General features: G+C 26.0%; 14 protein-coding genes. 12 read left to right on the top strand and 2 right to left on the bottom strand.

Going from position 1 to position 13,857, the window contains the following annotated elements; genetic code table 11:
- The first annotated feature begins 97 nt into the window (after positions 1-97).
- The 7 genes from HF862_RS08715 to HF862_RS08685 all read left to right on the top strand — a co-directional run bounded on the left by HF862_RS08715 (position 98) and on the right by HF862_RS08685 (position 7,915).
- Entirely contained in the window at positions 98-952 is an 855-nt protein-coding gene (locus HF862_RS08715) for a MurR/RpiR family transcriptional regulator (RefSeq protein ID WP_170187482.1), read from the top strand.
- 107 nt (positions 953-1,059) lie between these two features.
- Positions 1,060-1,869: a nitrilase-related carbon-nitrogen hydrolase gene (locus HF862_RS08710; RefSeq protein ID WP_170187481.1), complete on the top strand. Its 810-nt coding sequence runs from the start codon at positions 1,060-1,062 to the stop codon at positions 1,867-1,869.
- A gap of 48 nt (positions 1,870-1,917) precedes the next feature.
- Positions 1,918-3,153, top strand: coding sequence for an aromatic amino acid transport family protein (locus tag HF862_RS08705; RefSeq protein ID WP_170187480.1), 1,236 nt, complete (start codon positions 1,918-1,920; stop codon positions 3,151-3,153).
- 56 nt (positions 3,154-3,209) lie between these two features.
- Positions 3,210-4,028 carry a carbon-nitrogen hydrolase family protein gene (locus tag HF862_RS08700; protein WP_170187479.1) on the top strand — a complete coding sequence of 273 codons (819 nt, stop codon included), beginning with the start codon at positions 3,210-3,212 and terminating at the stop codon, positions 4,026-4,028.
- Between the two features lie 265 nt (positions 4,029-4,293).
- Positions 4,294-5,559: a dicarboxylate/amino acid:cation symporter gene (locus HF862_RS08695; RefSeq protein ID WP_170187478.1), complete on the top strand. Its 1,266-nt coding sequence runs from the start codon at positions 4,294-4,296 to the stop codon at positions 5,557-5,559.
- Between the two features lie 164 nt (positions 5,560-5,723).
- Entirely contained in the window at positions 5,724-6,608 is an 885-nt protein-coding gene (locus HF862_RS08690) for a DMT family transporter (protein WP_170187477.1), read from the top strand.
- 218 nt (positions 6,609-6,826) lie between these two features.
- Positions 6,827-7,915: a glycosyl hydrolase family 28-related protein gene (locus HF862_RS08685; protein WP_170187476.1), complete on the top strand. Its 1,089-nt coding sequence runs from the start codon at positions 6,827-6,829 to the stop codon at positions 7,913-7,915.
- Between the two features lie 335 nt (positions 7,916-8,250).
- Here HF862_RS08685 and HF862_RS08680 read toward each other — a convergent pair whose 3' ends face one another.
- Both HF862_RS08680 and HF862_RS08675 read right to left on the bottom strand, forming a co-directional pair.
- Positions 8,251-8,892: an NUDIX hydrolase N-terminal domain-containing protein gene (locus tag HF862_RS08680; protein ID WP_170187475.1), complete on the bottom strand. Its 642-nt coding sequence runs from the start codon at positions 8,890-8,892 to the stop codon at positions 8,251-8,253.
- 10 nt (positions 8,893-8,902) lie between these two features.
- Positions 8,903-9,934, bottom strand: coding sequence for a low specificity L-threonine aldolase (locus tag HF862_RS08675; protein ID WP_170187474.1), 1,032 nt, complete (start codon positions 9,932-9,934; stop codon positions 8,903-8,905).
- A gap of 130 nt (positions 9,935-10,064) precedes the next feature.
- On the opposite strand from HF862_RS08675, the gene HF862_RS08670 reads away from it, so the two are divergent.
- The 5 genes from HF862_RS08670 to HF862_RS08650 all read left to right on the top strand — a co-directional run bounded on the left by HF862_RS08670 (position 10,065) and on the right by HF862_RS08650 (position 13,721).
- Positions 10,065-10,757, top strand: coding sequence for a DUF554 domain-containing protein (locus HF862_RS08670; protein WP_170187473.1), 693 nt, complete (start codon positions 10,065-10,067; stop codon positions 10,755-10,757).
- A gap of 9 nt (positions 10,758-10,766) precedes the next feature.
- Complete coding sequence (locus HF862_RS08665; protein WP_170187472.1) at positions 10,767-11,216, top strand: YbjQ family protein; 450 nt, start codon at positions 10,767-10,769, stop codon at positions 11,214-11,216.
- Positions 11,217-11,523: 307 nt separating this feature from the next.
- Positions 11,524-12,240, top strand: coding sequence for an amino acid ABC transporter permease (locus HF862_RS08660; RefSeq protein ID WP_170187471.1), 717 nt, complete (start codon positions 11,524-11,526; stop codon positions 12,238-12,240).
- Positions 12,233-12,961, top strand: coding sequence for an amino acid ABC transporter ATP-binding protein (locus tag HF862_RS08655; RefSeq protein WP_170187470.1), 729 nt, complete (start codon positions 12,233-12,235; stop codon positions 12,959-12,961). The genes HF862_RS08660 and HF862_RS08655 overlap by 8 nt, the downstream gene beginning before the upstream one ends.
- A 34-nt stretch (positions 12,962-12,995) precedes the next feature.
- On the top strand, positions 12,996-13,721 hold the full coding sequence (locus tag HF862_RS08650; protein ID WP_170187469.1) for a basic amino acid ABC transporter substrate-binding protein: 726 nt from the start codon (positions 12,996-12,998) through the stop codon (positions 13,719-13,721).
- The last annotated feature ends 136 nt before the right edge of the window (positions 13,722-13,857 follow it).

The raw sequence follows: 13,857 nt of genomic DNA, 5'->3' as shown, positions 1-13,857 counted from the left end.
TTGAAATATGTTTTAAAAAAAGTTATAATGAATTATATAAATTAAAATATTCAAAAAACAAACAATTCTCTTAAAAATAAGGGAAGGGATAAAGATTATGAATAATTTAATTTTAAAACTTGTAAAAGAAAATATGGATAATTTTACAAAACAACAAAAAAAGATAGCTCAGTATCTATTAGAACATTATGAAGAGGCTGTTTTTTTTACAGCAGAAGAATTAGGAGAAAAAAGTAAGACTAGTGAACCAACAGTTGTAAGGTTTGTAAAAAAAATAGGTTTCTCAAAGTATAGTGATTTACAAAATGAACTTAGAAAAGTATTAAAAGGAAAATTATATCAAGTTGACCGTTTAAATTTACCAACAGAAAAAAATGATCTTCTTTCATTTGTAGCATATTCTATGAATAAAGATATAGAAAGTATAAGAAAAACATTGAAAAATATAAATGAAAGTGATTTAAATAAAGCGATTGATTGGTTATTATCTTCTGAAAAAGTATTTATAGTAGCAACTCATGCTGAATATGGATTAGCTTGCTATTTTGGTCATTCTTTGTCTTGGATTAGAGATAAAGTATTTGTATTAACAACATTACATGGAATGAATTATGATGAGATGTATAATATAACAGAAAAAGATTTATTAGTAGCTATCAGTTTTCCTCCATATCCTAAATATACAGTTGATATTCTTAATTTTAATTTTTTAAAAGGAATAAGAACTTTAGGAATAACAGATAACGAAAACTCACCAATATCATTATTTTCAAATTGTTGTTTATATGCTCATAATGAACAAATTAGTTTTGTTGATAATTCAGCACCAACCTTAAGTTTATTATCAGTTATTTTAACATTAGTGAGTAAAAAAGATTTAAATAGAGCAAATAAAAAATTAGAAAAATTAACAAAATTTTGGGAAAGTTCAAATCTATATTATAAAAAATAATAGCCGAAAGGCTTTTATTTTTACCAATTAAATGAATTAAAATATTCATATTTTTTATTAAATGAATTTTTTTATACTTAATTAAAAATAAAAGAGAGGTGCAATCTATGAAAAAAAGAAAATTTAAAATTGGTCTAATCCAAATTTCTTCTAAAAATGGAGATACAGAAGTAAATTTAGAAAAAGGAATAAAAATGATAAAAGAAGCTTATCAAAAAGGAGCAGAAATAGTTTGTTTACCTGAATTATTTTATGGAGGTTATTTTTTAAATTCAACTGAAATGAATAATGTTGCTGAAAAAAATAATGGTCCTTTTGTTCAAACTTTATCAAGTTTAGCAAAAGAACTTGGAATTTATATAATAGCAGGATATGCAGAAGCAACAGATATAATTGGAAAAATTCATAATTCAGCCATTTTTATTAGTGAGAAAGGCGAAGTTATCGGGAATATGAGAAAAGTTTATTCTTGGGGAGAGGAGAAATTAAAATTTAGATCAGGAAATAAGTTTCCAGTTTATGATACGCCTTTAGGAAAAATAGGAATAATGATTTGCTATGATGCTGAATATCCAGAACCTGCTAGGATAATGGCATTAAAAGGAGCTGATATAGTTTTTGTTCCTTCAGTTTGGAGTGTGAGAGCACAACCACGTTGGGATATAGATTTATCAGCTAATGCATTATTTAATTTAATGTTTACAGTTGGAGTTAATACTATAGGAGAAGGAATTTGTGGAAGGTCACAAGTATATGGACCTGATGGAATATTAAGAGCAAGGGCATCTGGAGATAAAGAAGAAGTTGTTATTTGTGAAGTAGATTTAAATGAAATTCAAAAAGTTAGAAGTGAAATTCCTTATTTTAATGATTTTATAGAAGATACTTTTTCAATGGAAGCTATAAATGAGTATTAAAAATTATAATAAATAAAAATTATAAAAAAAATAAAAAGGAGGAACAATATGTCACAAGAAAAAGAAACAAGAAATTCACAATATGAAGAAGGAGCATTAAAAATTCATAAATTAACTCCTAAAGAAGCTATTTTAACAAGTATTGGATGTACAATAGGTTCAGGATGTCTTGGAACAGCTTATTCAGCTCGTTATGCAGGTTTTCCAGTCATTACTTTTTGGTTAATTTTTTCATGTGTATTAACTTTAATTTCTATGTATTATGTTGCAGAAGCTTCATTGAGAACTAGAGTAATGGTTCAATTACCAGGATTAGCAGAACGTTATACTGGTAAAGTAGGAAAAATTTTGATTTTTATAGCAGTTGTTGTTAACTCTATAAGTTGTTTAATAGCATATATAAATGGTAGTGGAAGCATTCTTAATTCTATGTATGGAGTTCCTAATTGGATTGGAACTATGATATTTTTAATACCAGCAGTTCTTGTTACTTGGTTTGGATTAAAAGCAGTAGGACGTGCAGGGGCATATATGAGTACTCTAATGATATTTTTAATTATAATTTTATGTACAGCATCTATAATAAATAAAAATGCAGATGCAAGTAGATTACTTATACAAAGATGGAAATACGCTATTCCAGTATTTAATGTTGCAGCATTTAGTTATATAGGACAGTATTTAGTACCAGATTTAGCAAGAGGTTTATCACATATTCCTAAAAAATTAGCTCCATCTTTACTTATAGGACAAGCAGTTTCAGCTTTCTTATTAATACTTATTCCTTTAGGATGTTTTATTATAGCTCCTGCTGATCAAATAACTCAAGTGGCTACAATAGCGTGGGGAAAAGCAATAGGACAATGGGCTTTCTTTGCAGCTAACTATTTTGCTTTAGTTGCTATGTTTACTTCTTTTTGCCCAATAACTCAAACTTTAGTGTCTAATATAGTAGATTTCTTTAAACTTCGTTCTGATGAAGAAATAGGAATAAGATTACCTATTATGGTTGTAGCTATCGCATTGCCTTTATATTTATCTGTTAGTGGTTTAGTTGGATTTGTTGATGCTTTATATTTTTCAGGAACATTTGCAGCAGCTATAATGGCTATTTTACCTATTTTCATAATTAATAATGCTAGAAAAACAGGGGATATTGAGCCTGAATGGACTTGTGGAAAATTAGCTAGTTGGCCAGTTCAAATAGTTTTAATCATTGTGTATGGAGGAACAGCTATATATGCAATTTTAGGAGCTTTAGGTTATTTACCAGCAGGTTGGTAAAATAGAAAAATAAATGATAAAATAATGAGAGAATAACAATAAGGAAGTGAGTAATTATGAGAAATTTGAAAATGGCAATAGCTCAATTTGAGTCAAAACATGGAGATTGTGAATATAATTTAGAAAAAGCAAAAAAAGCCATAAAAGAAGCAAGTGAAAAAGGGGCAAATTTAATTGTTTTTCCAGAACTTTATTATCAGGGATATTATACTCCTATAGAAACTTTTCATAAATTAGCTGAGACTTGTGATGGTTATTTATATAATGAATTAAAAAAAGAAGCTATTAATAACAATATCCATATAATAATGGGGTATTGTGAAAAGAAAGAAGATAGACCAGGAAAAATTTTTAATACAGTAATGTTTGTTAATAATAAAGGAGAGAGAATAGCAAATTATACAAAAGTATATGGATGGGATACTGAAAAAGATATTTTTACTGATGGAGAAAAATTTGAAGTCTGTGAAACTGAATTTGGAAAAATAGGATTATTAATCTGCTATGATATTGAATTTCCAGAAACTTTTAGAATATTACATTTTAAAGGTGCTGAATTAGTAATTTGTTGTGCAGCTTGGAGAGAACTTCTTCAACATCATTGGAATACAGGACTATATTCAGGAGCAATGTCAAATTTATTTTATGTAGCAGGAGTTAATACAGTTGGTTACAATCCAGCTAATCAAAAATTATGTGGAGATAGTAAAGTAATATTACCTAATGGAAAACTTCTTGATAAAGCTTCTGATAAAGAAGAATTAAAGTTTATAACTTTAGATATGGATGAAGTTCAACATGAAAGAGAAATATATCCTACATGGCGTGATTATCATTATGATATGTTTGATAAGAAATTATTAGAAAAATATTAAAAATTATTTAACTTAGAAAAGTAAAAGTCATATAAATTTAATGTAAGGATGAATCATATATTTGGTCATCCTTATATTTTTTATAAAAGTTAAGAGAGGATATTGTATTTAAAATTTTTGAAAAGATGATATAATAAAAAAATTATACCCCATATAAAATTTTTATATAATTTTGCTTTAAAAAAAATATAATATATAATAAAAAATATAAAAGCTAGCTTAAAAATGTAAGAAAGATACAGAAATAGCATAGAGGGGGTTAAAAATGAAAGATTCTAAAAAAATACCATTACATATAAAAATATTTATAGCATTATTTTTAGGAATAGGAACAGGATATATTTTAAACTTTATGGGCGGAGTAGATAATCCAATGATTAATGACCATATATTGCCATTTTTGCAGTTTTTAGGAGATTTTTTTATAAAGGCTATTAAAATGGTAATAGTTCCTTTAGTATTTTTCTCTGTTACTGATGCTGCTTTATCTTTAGGAGATATAAGAAGACTTCGTAGTGTTGGGTTAAAAACTGTTGTATTCTTCTTAGGAACTTCTGGATTAGCAGCAACTATTGGTCTTATTTTAGCTAATATTATTCAACCAGGAAAAGGAGTTACATTAGGAACAGCTGCTAATAGTGTTGAAGTAAAAGAACTTCCAGGAATTTATAAAACTATATTAGATTTACTTCCAAATAATCCATTTCAATCTTTAGCATCAGGAGACATGATGCCTATTATAGTTTTTTCTTTATTATTGGGATTTGCAATTATTATTATGGGAGAAAAAGGAAAACCTTTAGCATCTATTATAAATAATTTAGCAGAAGCAATGTTTAATATTATAGGATTGATTATTTCTATAATTCCTTATGGAGTTTTTGGATTAATGTCTGTAGCTATGGCAAAATATGGAACTGCTATATTTGGACCAGTTTTAAAATTTATTTTAACAGATTACTTAGCAAGTGCAATTGTAACTGTTGTTGTATATAGTATTTTATTAACTTTTATTGGAAAAGTTAATCCTATTTTATTTTGGAAAAGGGCTATTCAACCTTGGATTATAGCATTTAGTACTTGTACATCATCAGCTGCTTTACCAGTTTCAATGGAAGTGGCTCCTAAGTTAGGAATTTCTAAAGAAGTATCTAACTTTGTATTACCATTAGGTGCAACTGCAAATATGAATGGAACATGTATTTATTTTGGAATAATAGTTCTTTTTGCTAGTCAATTATATGGTATTGATTTATCAATACAACAACAAATACTTTTAGTTATTCAGGCAACTTTTTTAAGTGTAGGATGTGCTGCAACTCCTCAAATAGGTTTAGTTATTTCTATTACTCTTCTTACTCAAATGGGACTACCATTAGAAGCTACTGCTTTAGTAGCAGGAATATATAGAATTATAGACCAAGCTCACACTGCTACAAACTCTTCAGGAGATTTAGTTGCAGCTGTATGTATAGCTTCAATGGAAGGAGAATTAGATAGAGAAACTTTTAATAAATTAGAAAATGTATAGTACAATTATTATAAAGAAAAATTGATAATTTTAATTAAAATATAAAACCACTCTTTTTAGAGTGGTTTTTAAATAAATAATAAAAAATAACAAAACTAAAAGAAAAATTGTCAATTATATATAAAAAGCCAATAGTTCTAATATTTAAAAATAAGGAGAGAGGAATGAATAATAAAGGATATTTATTAGCAATAACAGCAGGAATTATTTGGGGAACTTTGGGATTAGGAACATTAATTTTAAGTAATTTTAAGTTAAATTCTTCTGAAATAGCCTTTATAAGAATGAGTTTTGCTTTTGTATTAGGAATAATATATATTTTTTTTACTAAAAAAGATAAATTAAAACCTAAGTATTTCAATAAAGGAGTAATTTTAGAGATTATCTTATCTGGAGTTATGTCTCAAGGATTATTAAATATTCTATATGCTAATTCAGTTATTAGAGTAGGAACGATAACAGGGATAATGTTATTAGCTACAGGACCTTTATTTACAATTTTATTAAGTAAGATTTTTTTTAAAGAAAAATTAGGAATAACTAAAATTATGTCATTAATAATTGCTTTTTCAGGAACTTTTATATTAGTTACAGAGGGAAATTTAGAAACTTTAAAATTTGATTATATTGGGATAGTTTATGGAATTTTATCAGGATTAAGTTATGGATTATTTCCTATTTTTAATAAAAAAATTATAGAAACTTTAGACCCTGTAGTAGCAACAACTTTAACTTTTGGAGTAGCAACAATTTTTTTATCTTTTTTTATAGAGAAAAATTTATTCATAAAAATTTTTACAAATGTTGAAATTTTTAAAAGTTGTATTTTTTATGCATTAATACCAACTTTAATTCCATATTTACTTTATTCATTATCAATGAAATTTATACCACCAAGCACAGCTAGTATAATTTCTCTTTTAGAAATTCCTTCAGCTGCTTTAATAGGTGTATGTTTATTAAATGAAAAAATAAGTTTTATTAAAGGGATAGGAATATTGATTGTTTTAGTAGGAATTGTTATTTCTAAAATTTCATATAAGAAATAATATTTAATTATTAAATGAAGAAAAATATATAATAAAAATATGAAAATTATTTTTAAAGTTATTGAATTGGATTAAAGAAAATTAATACATTTAAAGGAAGTTTTAAGATAATAATTTTAGGAGCTATTAAAGTTAATTTAATAGTTCCTTTTTTTATAAATTTTTATTGTACTATATTTTTGAATTTGTTATTATATTATTTATAAAGAAAAAATCTAATGAAAAGAGATGATAAAATGCAATTAGAAGTAAATACTGTTGTAGAATTAAAGAAATTAAATCTTTCCAAAGGGGATATTGTTAAAGTTTTAGGATATTATTCAAATTATGATGGAGCAGAGCATAAAAGAATAATATCTGATACAGATAATGGAAGTGGAATAAAACTAGATAATGGACTTTATGGAAATATTATTTGTGATGGAGAGGTAAAAATTAGTTGGTTTGGAGCTAAAGGTGATGGAGTAACAGATGATACAGAAGCTTTTAAAAAGGCATTTAATACAAAAGTTACAGTTAATCTATCAAGAAAAAATTATATTATAAATTCAACATTATTTTTAAATAAATATCAAGTTTTAAAAGGAAATGGAGCAGTAATAAGCACAAATTCAGATGTTGTAATTATAAAATGTAGTGATAATAATATTATTGAAAATTTATTTTTTGAAAATTCTCAAGTACAGGGAACAGCAATAGACTTTACTCAAGGGTTTAATAATATGATTAATAATATTCAAATAAAAAATTATAAAAAAGGATTATTATTTGGTCGTTCAGTAGGAAACCATAGTGGAAATCAAATAACAAATCTTTTTGCCAATAAGTGTGAGGTAGGAATTTATGTAGATGTCAGAGGGGAATTTTCTACTTTTACAAATTGTACTTTATCAGAAAATCAAATTGCTTTAAAAATTATTGGAGGAAATACTCATTTTGTAGGTGGAAATATCTGTAATAATGAAATTGGAGTAGAGATAGGAAAGGGAGAAAATGACGCCCATGGTTTAATTGCTGCTACTTCAATAAAACATAATACAAAATATGCAATAGTTGTGGATAGTCCTAATGTGGGAGAGTTTTTATTTGAGGGAATTAGCCTTTATTATGGAGATATTTATTTAAAAGATTGTAAAGGAATTTATTTCAGTAATTCTACAATAGATACAGCTAATGTATTTGAGGAAAATGTAACTGAGTGTAAATTTAAAGATATAAATTTTTTTAATAAACCTATTAAAAACATTCCAAATTATAATAATAGTGTTAGCTCAGTTTTATATGAAAATGTTAGAGGGAAAGAATAGAGAAAATCTAGTAATAAATGGGGTAAAAACTATATATTATATATAAAAATCAAGGGATTTTATTTTCTTAATATCAATAAAAATAAGTAATTAAAAATATAAAATTAAAAAATCACTCATAAATTAAGGGTTATAACTTATACCTTAGATTAAAAAGAGTGATTTTTTATTATAGATTAATAGGTTGTATACTTAATAATTATTTTCAGAAGTTAAAACTTCCATTTTTCTAGGAAAAAAATATTTTTCGCCAGACAAAAAAATTTAAAATAAAAAATATTTTTCCTAATAAAATTATATCATTTTATTTTTTACTTGTAAAACATTTTAAATTTTTATTCAAAATAAGTCTTAGAATTTTCATCTTTAGCTAAATTGACTAAAGTTTTAATTTGTTCTTCTAAAATTCTATAAGTAGATAGAGGAGGAAGATTATCTAATTTAAAAAATTTAACATTAGTAATATCAAAAGTTGTTTTTAAATTACCATCTAATTTTTTACAAAGAAAAGCTATTTTATAAGTATAAAAAGTATCAGCAGGGTGGTTGTGAAACTTTTTATCAAAAATAGCAAGTACTTTTACAATTTCTACATCTAAACCTGTTTCCTCTTTCATTTCTTTAATCATAACTTCTTTTGGAGAAAAACCAATATCACACCAACCACCAGGGATAGACCATTTACCAGGGTCTAATTTTTCTTCCACCATTAAAACTTCATCATTTTCATTAAGAAGAAGTCCTCTCACTTCTACTTTTGGAGTTGGATATTCACTTATAGGTAAATAAAAATCATGTAACTTTTCTAAATTTACATTTTCATCTGTTAAAATATCTAAAATTTCTAAATTAATCTCTTTAAGCTCTCTATATCTTTCATCATCATAACCATTGTGAGCATATAGAATACCTAAATCAGAAAGAGTTATATTTCTTTTAACAAGATTTAATAATTCTGTCAATTTTTTATTTTCCATAAAAAATCACCTATTTAATAATTTCTTCAAAATCTTTTATAAATTCGTCTACATTTTCTTCTTTTGTAGCCCAAGAAGTAACAAATCTAACTACAGTATTATTTTCATCATATTTTTCAATAATAGAAAATCTATATTTATCTGACAATTTTCTTATTAATTCATTAGAAAAAATTACAAAAAGTTGATTAGAATAAGAATCAACAACAAAAGGAATATTATTTTTTACAAATATATCTTTTATTTTTTTTGCCATCTTATTAGCATGTTTTCCAATCTCTATAAATAAATTATTTTTAAATAACTCATTAAATTGAATTCCAAGTAATCTACCTTTAGCAAGTAAAGCCCCTCTTAATTTAATAGAATATTGGAAATCTCCAACTAGAGAAAGATTGAAAAATACTACAGCTTCTCCAAATAAAGCTCCAGATTTTGTAGCTCCTATGTATAAAATATCACATAAATCTTTGTAATCAGATAAATCTATATCATTTTTTTCAGAGGCTAAAGCTGAAGAAAGTCTAGCTCCATCAATATAGAAATAAAGATTATTTTCTTTACAAAATTCATATATATTTTTTAATTCTTCTTTTGTATAGATAGCTCCTAATTCATTTGGGTTTGATAAATAAACCATTTTAGGTTGTACCATATGGGCATCAGTATGGATATCTAAAACTTTTTTTATTGTTTCAGGAGTTAATTTACCATCTTTTATTTTTTCTGTAGTAAGAACTTTATGTCCTGTTCCTTCAATAGCTCCTGTTTCATGTACATTAATATGACCAACATCAGAAGATATAACAGCTTGATGAGGTCTTAGAAGATGAGAGATAACCACAAGATTAGTTTGTGTACCTCCAACTAAAAATCTAATATGGGAATCACCACAATTAAGAGCAGTTTTAATTTTTTCATAAGCTAAGTTAGTATAATAATCTTCTCCATATCCATCTGTTTGTTCAAAGTTTGTTTCTATAAGAGCATTTAATATATTAGGATGAGCTCCTTCGCTATAATCATTATTGAAACTAATCATATTTATCACCTTTACTTTTAAAATTATAGAAATTATATCACTAATTTTTTAGAAATTAAAGAAAAATATTGAAATTTAAAAAAATTTGTTATAATATTCATTAAGATAAAAAGTTTATAAGGAGGGAGAGATGTTTATAATTCTTTTAAATGGATTGACTATAGTTTTGGGAACTTTACTAGGATATATCTTTAGAAAAACTTTATCTAAAGAAATATCTGAATCAATAATAAAAATATTAGGACTTTTTACTTTTATAATGGGTCTAAAAGATGCTTTAACTTTTAAAAATGGAATGTATGTAGCAATATATTTAGTAATAGGAGTTGTAATTGGAGAAAAATTTGATTTAGATGGAAAATTAAAAAATATAGGAAAATTATTACAAGAAAAGTTTAGTAAAGAAAAAGAAGAGGGAGGAATGATAAAAGGTTTTGTAACTTCAACTTTAATATTTTGTGTAGGTTCAATGGCAATATTAGGACCTGTAAAAATAGCATTAAATGGAGATGGAAATTTAATTTATATAAAATCAATATTAGATGGAGTGATGTCTATGATGTTAGCCTCTACTTATGGAATAGGGGTTATTTTTTCAGGAATAATAGTTGTACTTTATCAAGGATTGATGTTTTGTATGGGAAATATTTTAAAAGTTGTTACAACCCCAGAAGTAATGGGAGATGTAACAGCAGTTGGGGGAGCAATTTTAACAGGATTAGGTTTAACTTTAATATTTGGAGAAAAATATTTAAAAGTTACTAATATGCTTCCAGGAATGTTTTTACCAATTATCTTTTCATTAATAATGAGATTATTTTAAGGAGGAAATATGGGAAAGAGATGTGCAAAATGTGGAAAAGAAGCTGGATTTTTTAAATCTATAACTTTTTATAAAATTGGAAATGAAGAATATTGTGCTGACTGTGGAAAGGAAGAGATTGAAAAAAGAATTTCTACAATAAAAATTACCACAACTAATAATATTGAGGGATACAAAGTTGTAGACTATATAGATATTGATAGTGCAGAAGTAGTTATAGGAACAGGAATATTTTCAGAGGTAGAGGGAAATATATCAGACTTATTTGGAGCTAGGTCTTCTGGATTTGAAGAAAAATTAGCTAAAGGTAAAAAATTTGCAATGGATAAATTAAAATATGATGCTATGCTTAAAGGTGGAAATGCCATTATTGGAGTAGATTTAAGTTATACAGAATTTGATAAAAATAGAATTGGAATAATAGTTAGTGGGACTGTTGTAAAAATAGAAAAAAGTTAAATAAATTATTGACAAAAGAGAATTTATTTGATACTATTAGTTAATAAAAAATAATTGGGGGAATCACTATGTTATTTATGACGAGGCAAGAAAGGAATAGAAAATTTTAAACGAAATTTAATATCGTTTCTTTGAACTTGTCCAAAAATATCTATTTTAGTTTGTAAAGATTAGGGATTTCCTATGAGCATAATTATAACCACAGGTTATTTTTGATTAAGATGTTAAGGCTTAGTTTCAAGAGAAACTAAGCTATTTTTTTTAAGTTAAAAAATTTAAAATTTTATATATATTTTTAGGAGGAAAAATGACAGAGTACTTAACAGTATTAAAAGAGATTTTTATAGAAGGAGAAAGATATCAATATATGATACAAGGTCTTTCCTTTTCAGTAGGAGTGACATTATTTTCAGCTATCTTAGGAATTATCTTAGGAATTTTAGCTGCAATTATGAGAATTTGTAATTTTCGTCCATTTAAACATAGTCAAAATAAAAAATGGAAAAATTGGACTCCACTAACAAATTTATCAATTTTATACACAGATATAATAAGAGGAACTCCAGCAGTAGTTCAACTTATGATATTAGCAAATATTATTTTTGCTGGTTTTAGAGATATGCCTGTATTTTTAATAGCAGGAATTGCTTTTGGAATAAACTCAGGAGCTTATGTTTGTGAAATAATTAGAGCAGGAATTGAGGGACTTGATAAAGGACAAATGGAAGCAGCAAGAGCTTTAGGAATGCCTTATCATATAGCTATGAAAGAAGTTATAATTCCTCAAGCTATAAGAAAAATTTTACCAGCTCTTGTTAGTGAATTTATTACATTATTAAAAGAAACATCAATAGTAGGATTTATAGGTGGAGTAGATTTACTTCGTTCAGCAAATATAATTACTAGCCAAACTTATAGAGGAGTAGAGCCATTATTAGCTGTTGGTTTAATATATTTAATAATGGTAGGAATCTTTACTAAGATTATGAGAAATGTTGAAAAGGGGTTGAAAGTAAGTGATTAAGGTAGAACATTTATATAAAAGTTTTGGAAAATTAGAAGTTTTAAAAGATATATCAGTAGGAATAAAAAAAGGTGAAGTTATAGCTATAATTGGACCATCTGGAAGTGGAAAATCTACCTTCTTAAGATGTCTTAATAAATTAGAGGAGCCTACAGGTGGAGCAATCTATATTAATAATCAAAATTTAATGGACGATAAAACAGATATAAATAAAATTAGAGAGAAAGTTGGAATGGTTTTCCAACATTTCAATCTTTTTCCTCATAAAACAGTTTTAGAAAATTTAACTTTATCTCCTTTAAAAGTAAAAAATGCAAAATTAGAGGAAATTAATGAGAAAGCAAGAAAATTATTAAAAAAAGTAGGTTTAGCTGATAAAGAAAATGCTTATCCTGACCAATTATCAGGAGGACAAAAACAAAGAATAGCCATAGCGAGAACTCTTGCTATGGACCCAGAAGTAATTCTTTTTGACGAACCAACATCAGCTCTAGACCCAGAAATGATAAAAGAAGTTCTTGATGTTATGAGAGAGTTAGCTGATGAGGGAATGACAATGATAATAGTAACTCATGAAATGGGATTTGCTAAAAATGTAGCTGATAGAGTGTTTTTCATGGACAGAGGAACAATATTAGAAGATGATTCTCCAGAAGTTATATTTGGAAATCCAAAACATGAAAGAACTAAGGAATTCTTAAATAAAGTTTTAAATCGTTAACAAATTTTATTAAATTATATATGGAGGAAAGAATATGAAAAAAGTTTTAAAGGTTTGTGGTCTTGTTTTAACAATGTTAATGTTTTTTGCTTGTGGAAAAGAAGAGAAAAAAGCTATCTATGTAGGAACTAATGCTGAATTTCCACCATTTGAATATTTAGAAGAGGGAAAAATGGTAGGGTTTGACATTGACCTTATTAATGCTATTGGAAAAGAGTTAGGAAGAGAAGTAGTTATGAAAGATATGAGTTTTGACGGATTATTACCAGCTCTTCAATCTAAAAAAGTTGATTTAGTAATAGCTGGAATGACAGCAAGTGATGAAAGAAAAAAATCTGTTAACTTTACAGAACCATATTATTCAGCTAATCAAGTTATTGTTTTACAAGAATCAAATAATGATATAAAAGATTTTGCTGATTTAAAAGATAAAAAAATAGGAGTTATGCTTGGATTTACAGGAGATTTAGTAATAACAGAAATGGGATTACCTTCTGAAAAATATAATGCTGCTTATGCTGGAATAATGGCTTTACAAAATGGAAAATTAGATGCTGTTGTATTAGATTCTGAAACTGCAGTAAACTATGTAAAGAAAAATCCTGGATTAAAACTTGCTGAAGGAAAAGGTGAAGCTGAAGATTACGCAATAGCTGTAAGAAAAGAAGATACAAAATTATTAGAAGATGTTAATAAAGCTATAGAAACTTTAAAATCTAATGGAGAATTTGAAAAATTATTAGAAAAATATTTTAAATAATTTAGTGTAATAGTTATAAAAGGAAACAAAAGTCTAAGATTTATCTTAGACTTTTATTTTTTCTAAGGAAATTATAAATTGATTTTATATAAAAATTTTTTAATTTTTTATATGAAAATAGACAAAAATAAGTAGA

The organism is Fusobacterium sp. FSA-380-WT-3A (assembly GCF_012843705.1).
Lineage (GTDB): Bacteria > Fusobacteriota > Fusobacteriia > Fusobacteriales > Fusobacteriaceae > Fusobacterium_B.
The sequence above is the reverse complement of the archived record's forward strand: the minus strand, read 5'-3'. Positions and strand labels throughout refer to the sequence as shown.

Coding starts and splice junctions, on each gene's coding strand:
- HF862_RS08715 (WP_170187482.1), top strand. CDS start 98: ATGAATAATTTAATTTTAAAACTTGTAAAAGAAAATATGGATAATTTT.
- HF862_RS08710 (WP_170187481.1), top strand. CDS start 1,060: ATGAAAAAAAGAAAATTTAAAATTGGTCTAATCCAAATTTCTTCTAAA.
- HF862_RS08705 (WP_170187480.1), top strand. CDS start 1,918: ATGTCACAAGAAAAAGAAACAAGAAATTCACAATATGAAGAAGGAGCA.
- HF862_RS08700 (WP_170187479.1), top strand. CDS start 3,210: ATGAGAAATTTGAAAATGGCAATAGCTCAATTTGAGTCAAAACATGGA.
- HF862_RS08695 (WP_170187478.1), top strand. CDS start 4,294: ATGAAAGATTCTAAAAAAATACCATTACATATAAAAATATTTATAGCA.
- HF862_RS08690 (WP_170187477.1), top strand. CDS start 5,724: ATGAATAATAAAGGATATTTATTAGCAATAACAGCAGGAATTATTTGG.
- HF862_RS08685 (WP_170187476.1), top strand. CDS start 6,827: ATGAAAAGAGATGATAAAATGCAATTAGAAGTAAATACTGTTGTAGAA.
- HF862_RS08680 (WP_170187475.1), bottom strand. CDS start 8,892: ATGGAAAATAAAAAATTGACAGAATTATTAAATCTTGTTAAAAGAAAT.
- HF862_RS08675 (WP_170187474.1), bottom strand. CDS start 9,934: ATGATTAGTTTCAATAATGATTATAGCGAAGGAGCTCATCCTAATATA.
- HF862_RS08670 (WP_170187473.1), top strand. CDS start 10,065: ATGTTTATAATTCTTTTAAATGGATTGACTATAGTTTTGGGAACTTTA.
- HF862_RS08665 (WP_170187472.1), top strand. CDS start 10,767: ATGGGAAAGAGATGTGCAAAATGTGGAAAAGAAGCTGGATTTTTTAAA.
- HF862_RS08660 (WP_170187471.1), top strand. CDS start 11,524: ATGACAGAGTACTTAACAGTATTAAAAGAGATTTTTATAGAAGGAGAA.
- HF862_RS08650 (WP_170187469.1), top strand. CDS start 12,996: ATGAAAAAAGTTTTAAAGGTTTGTGGTCTTGTTTTAACAATGTTAATG.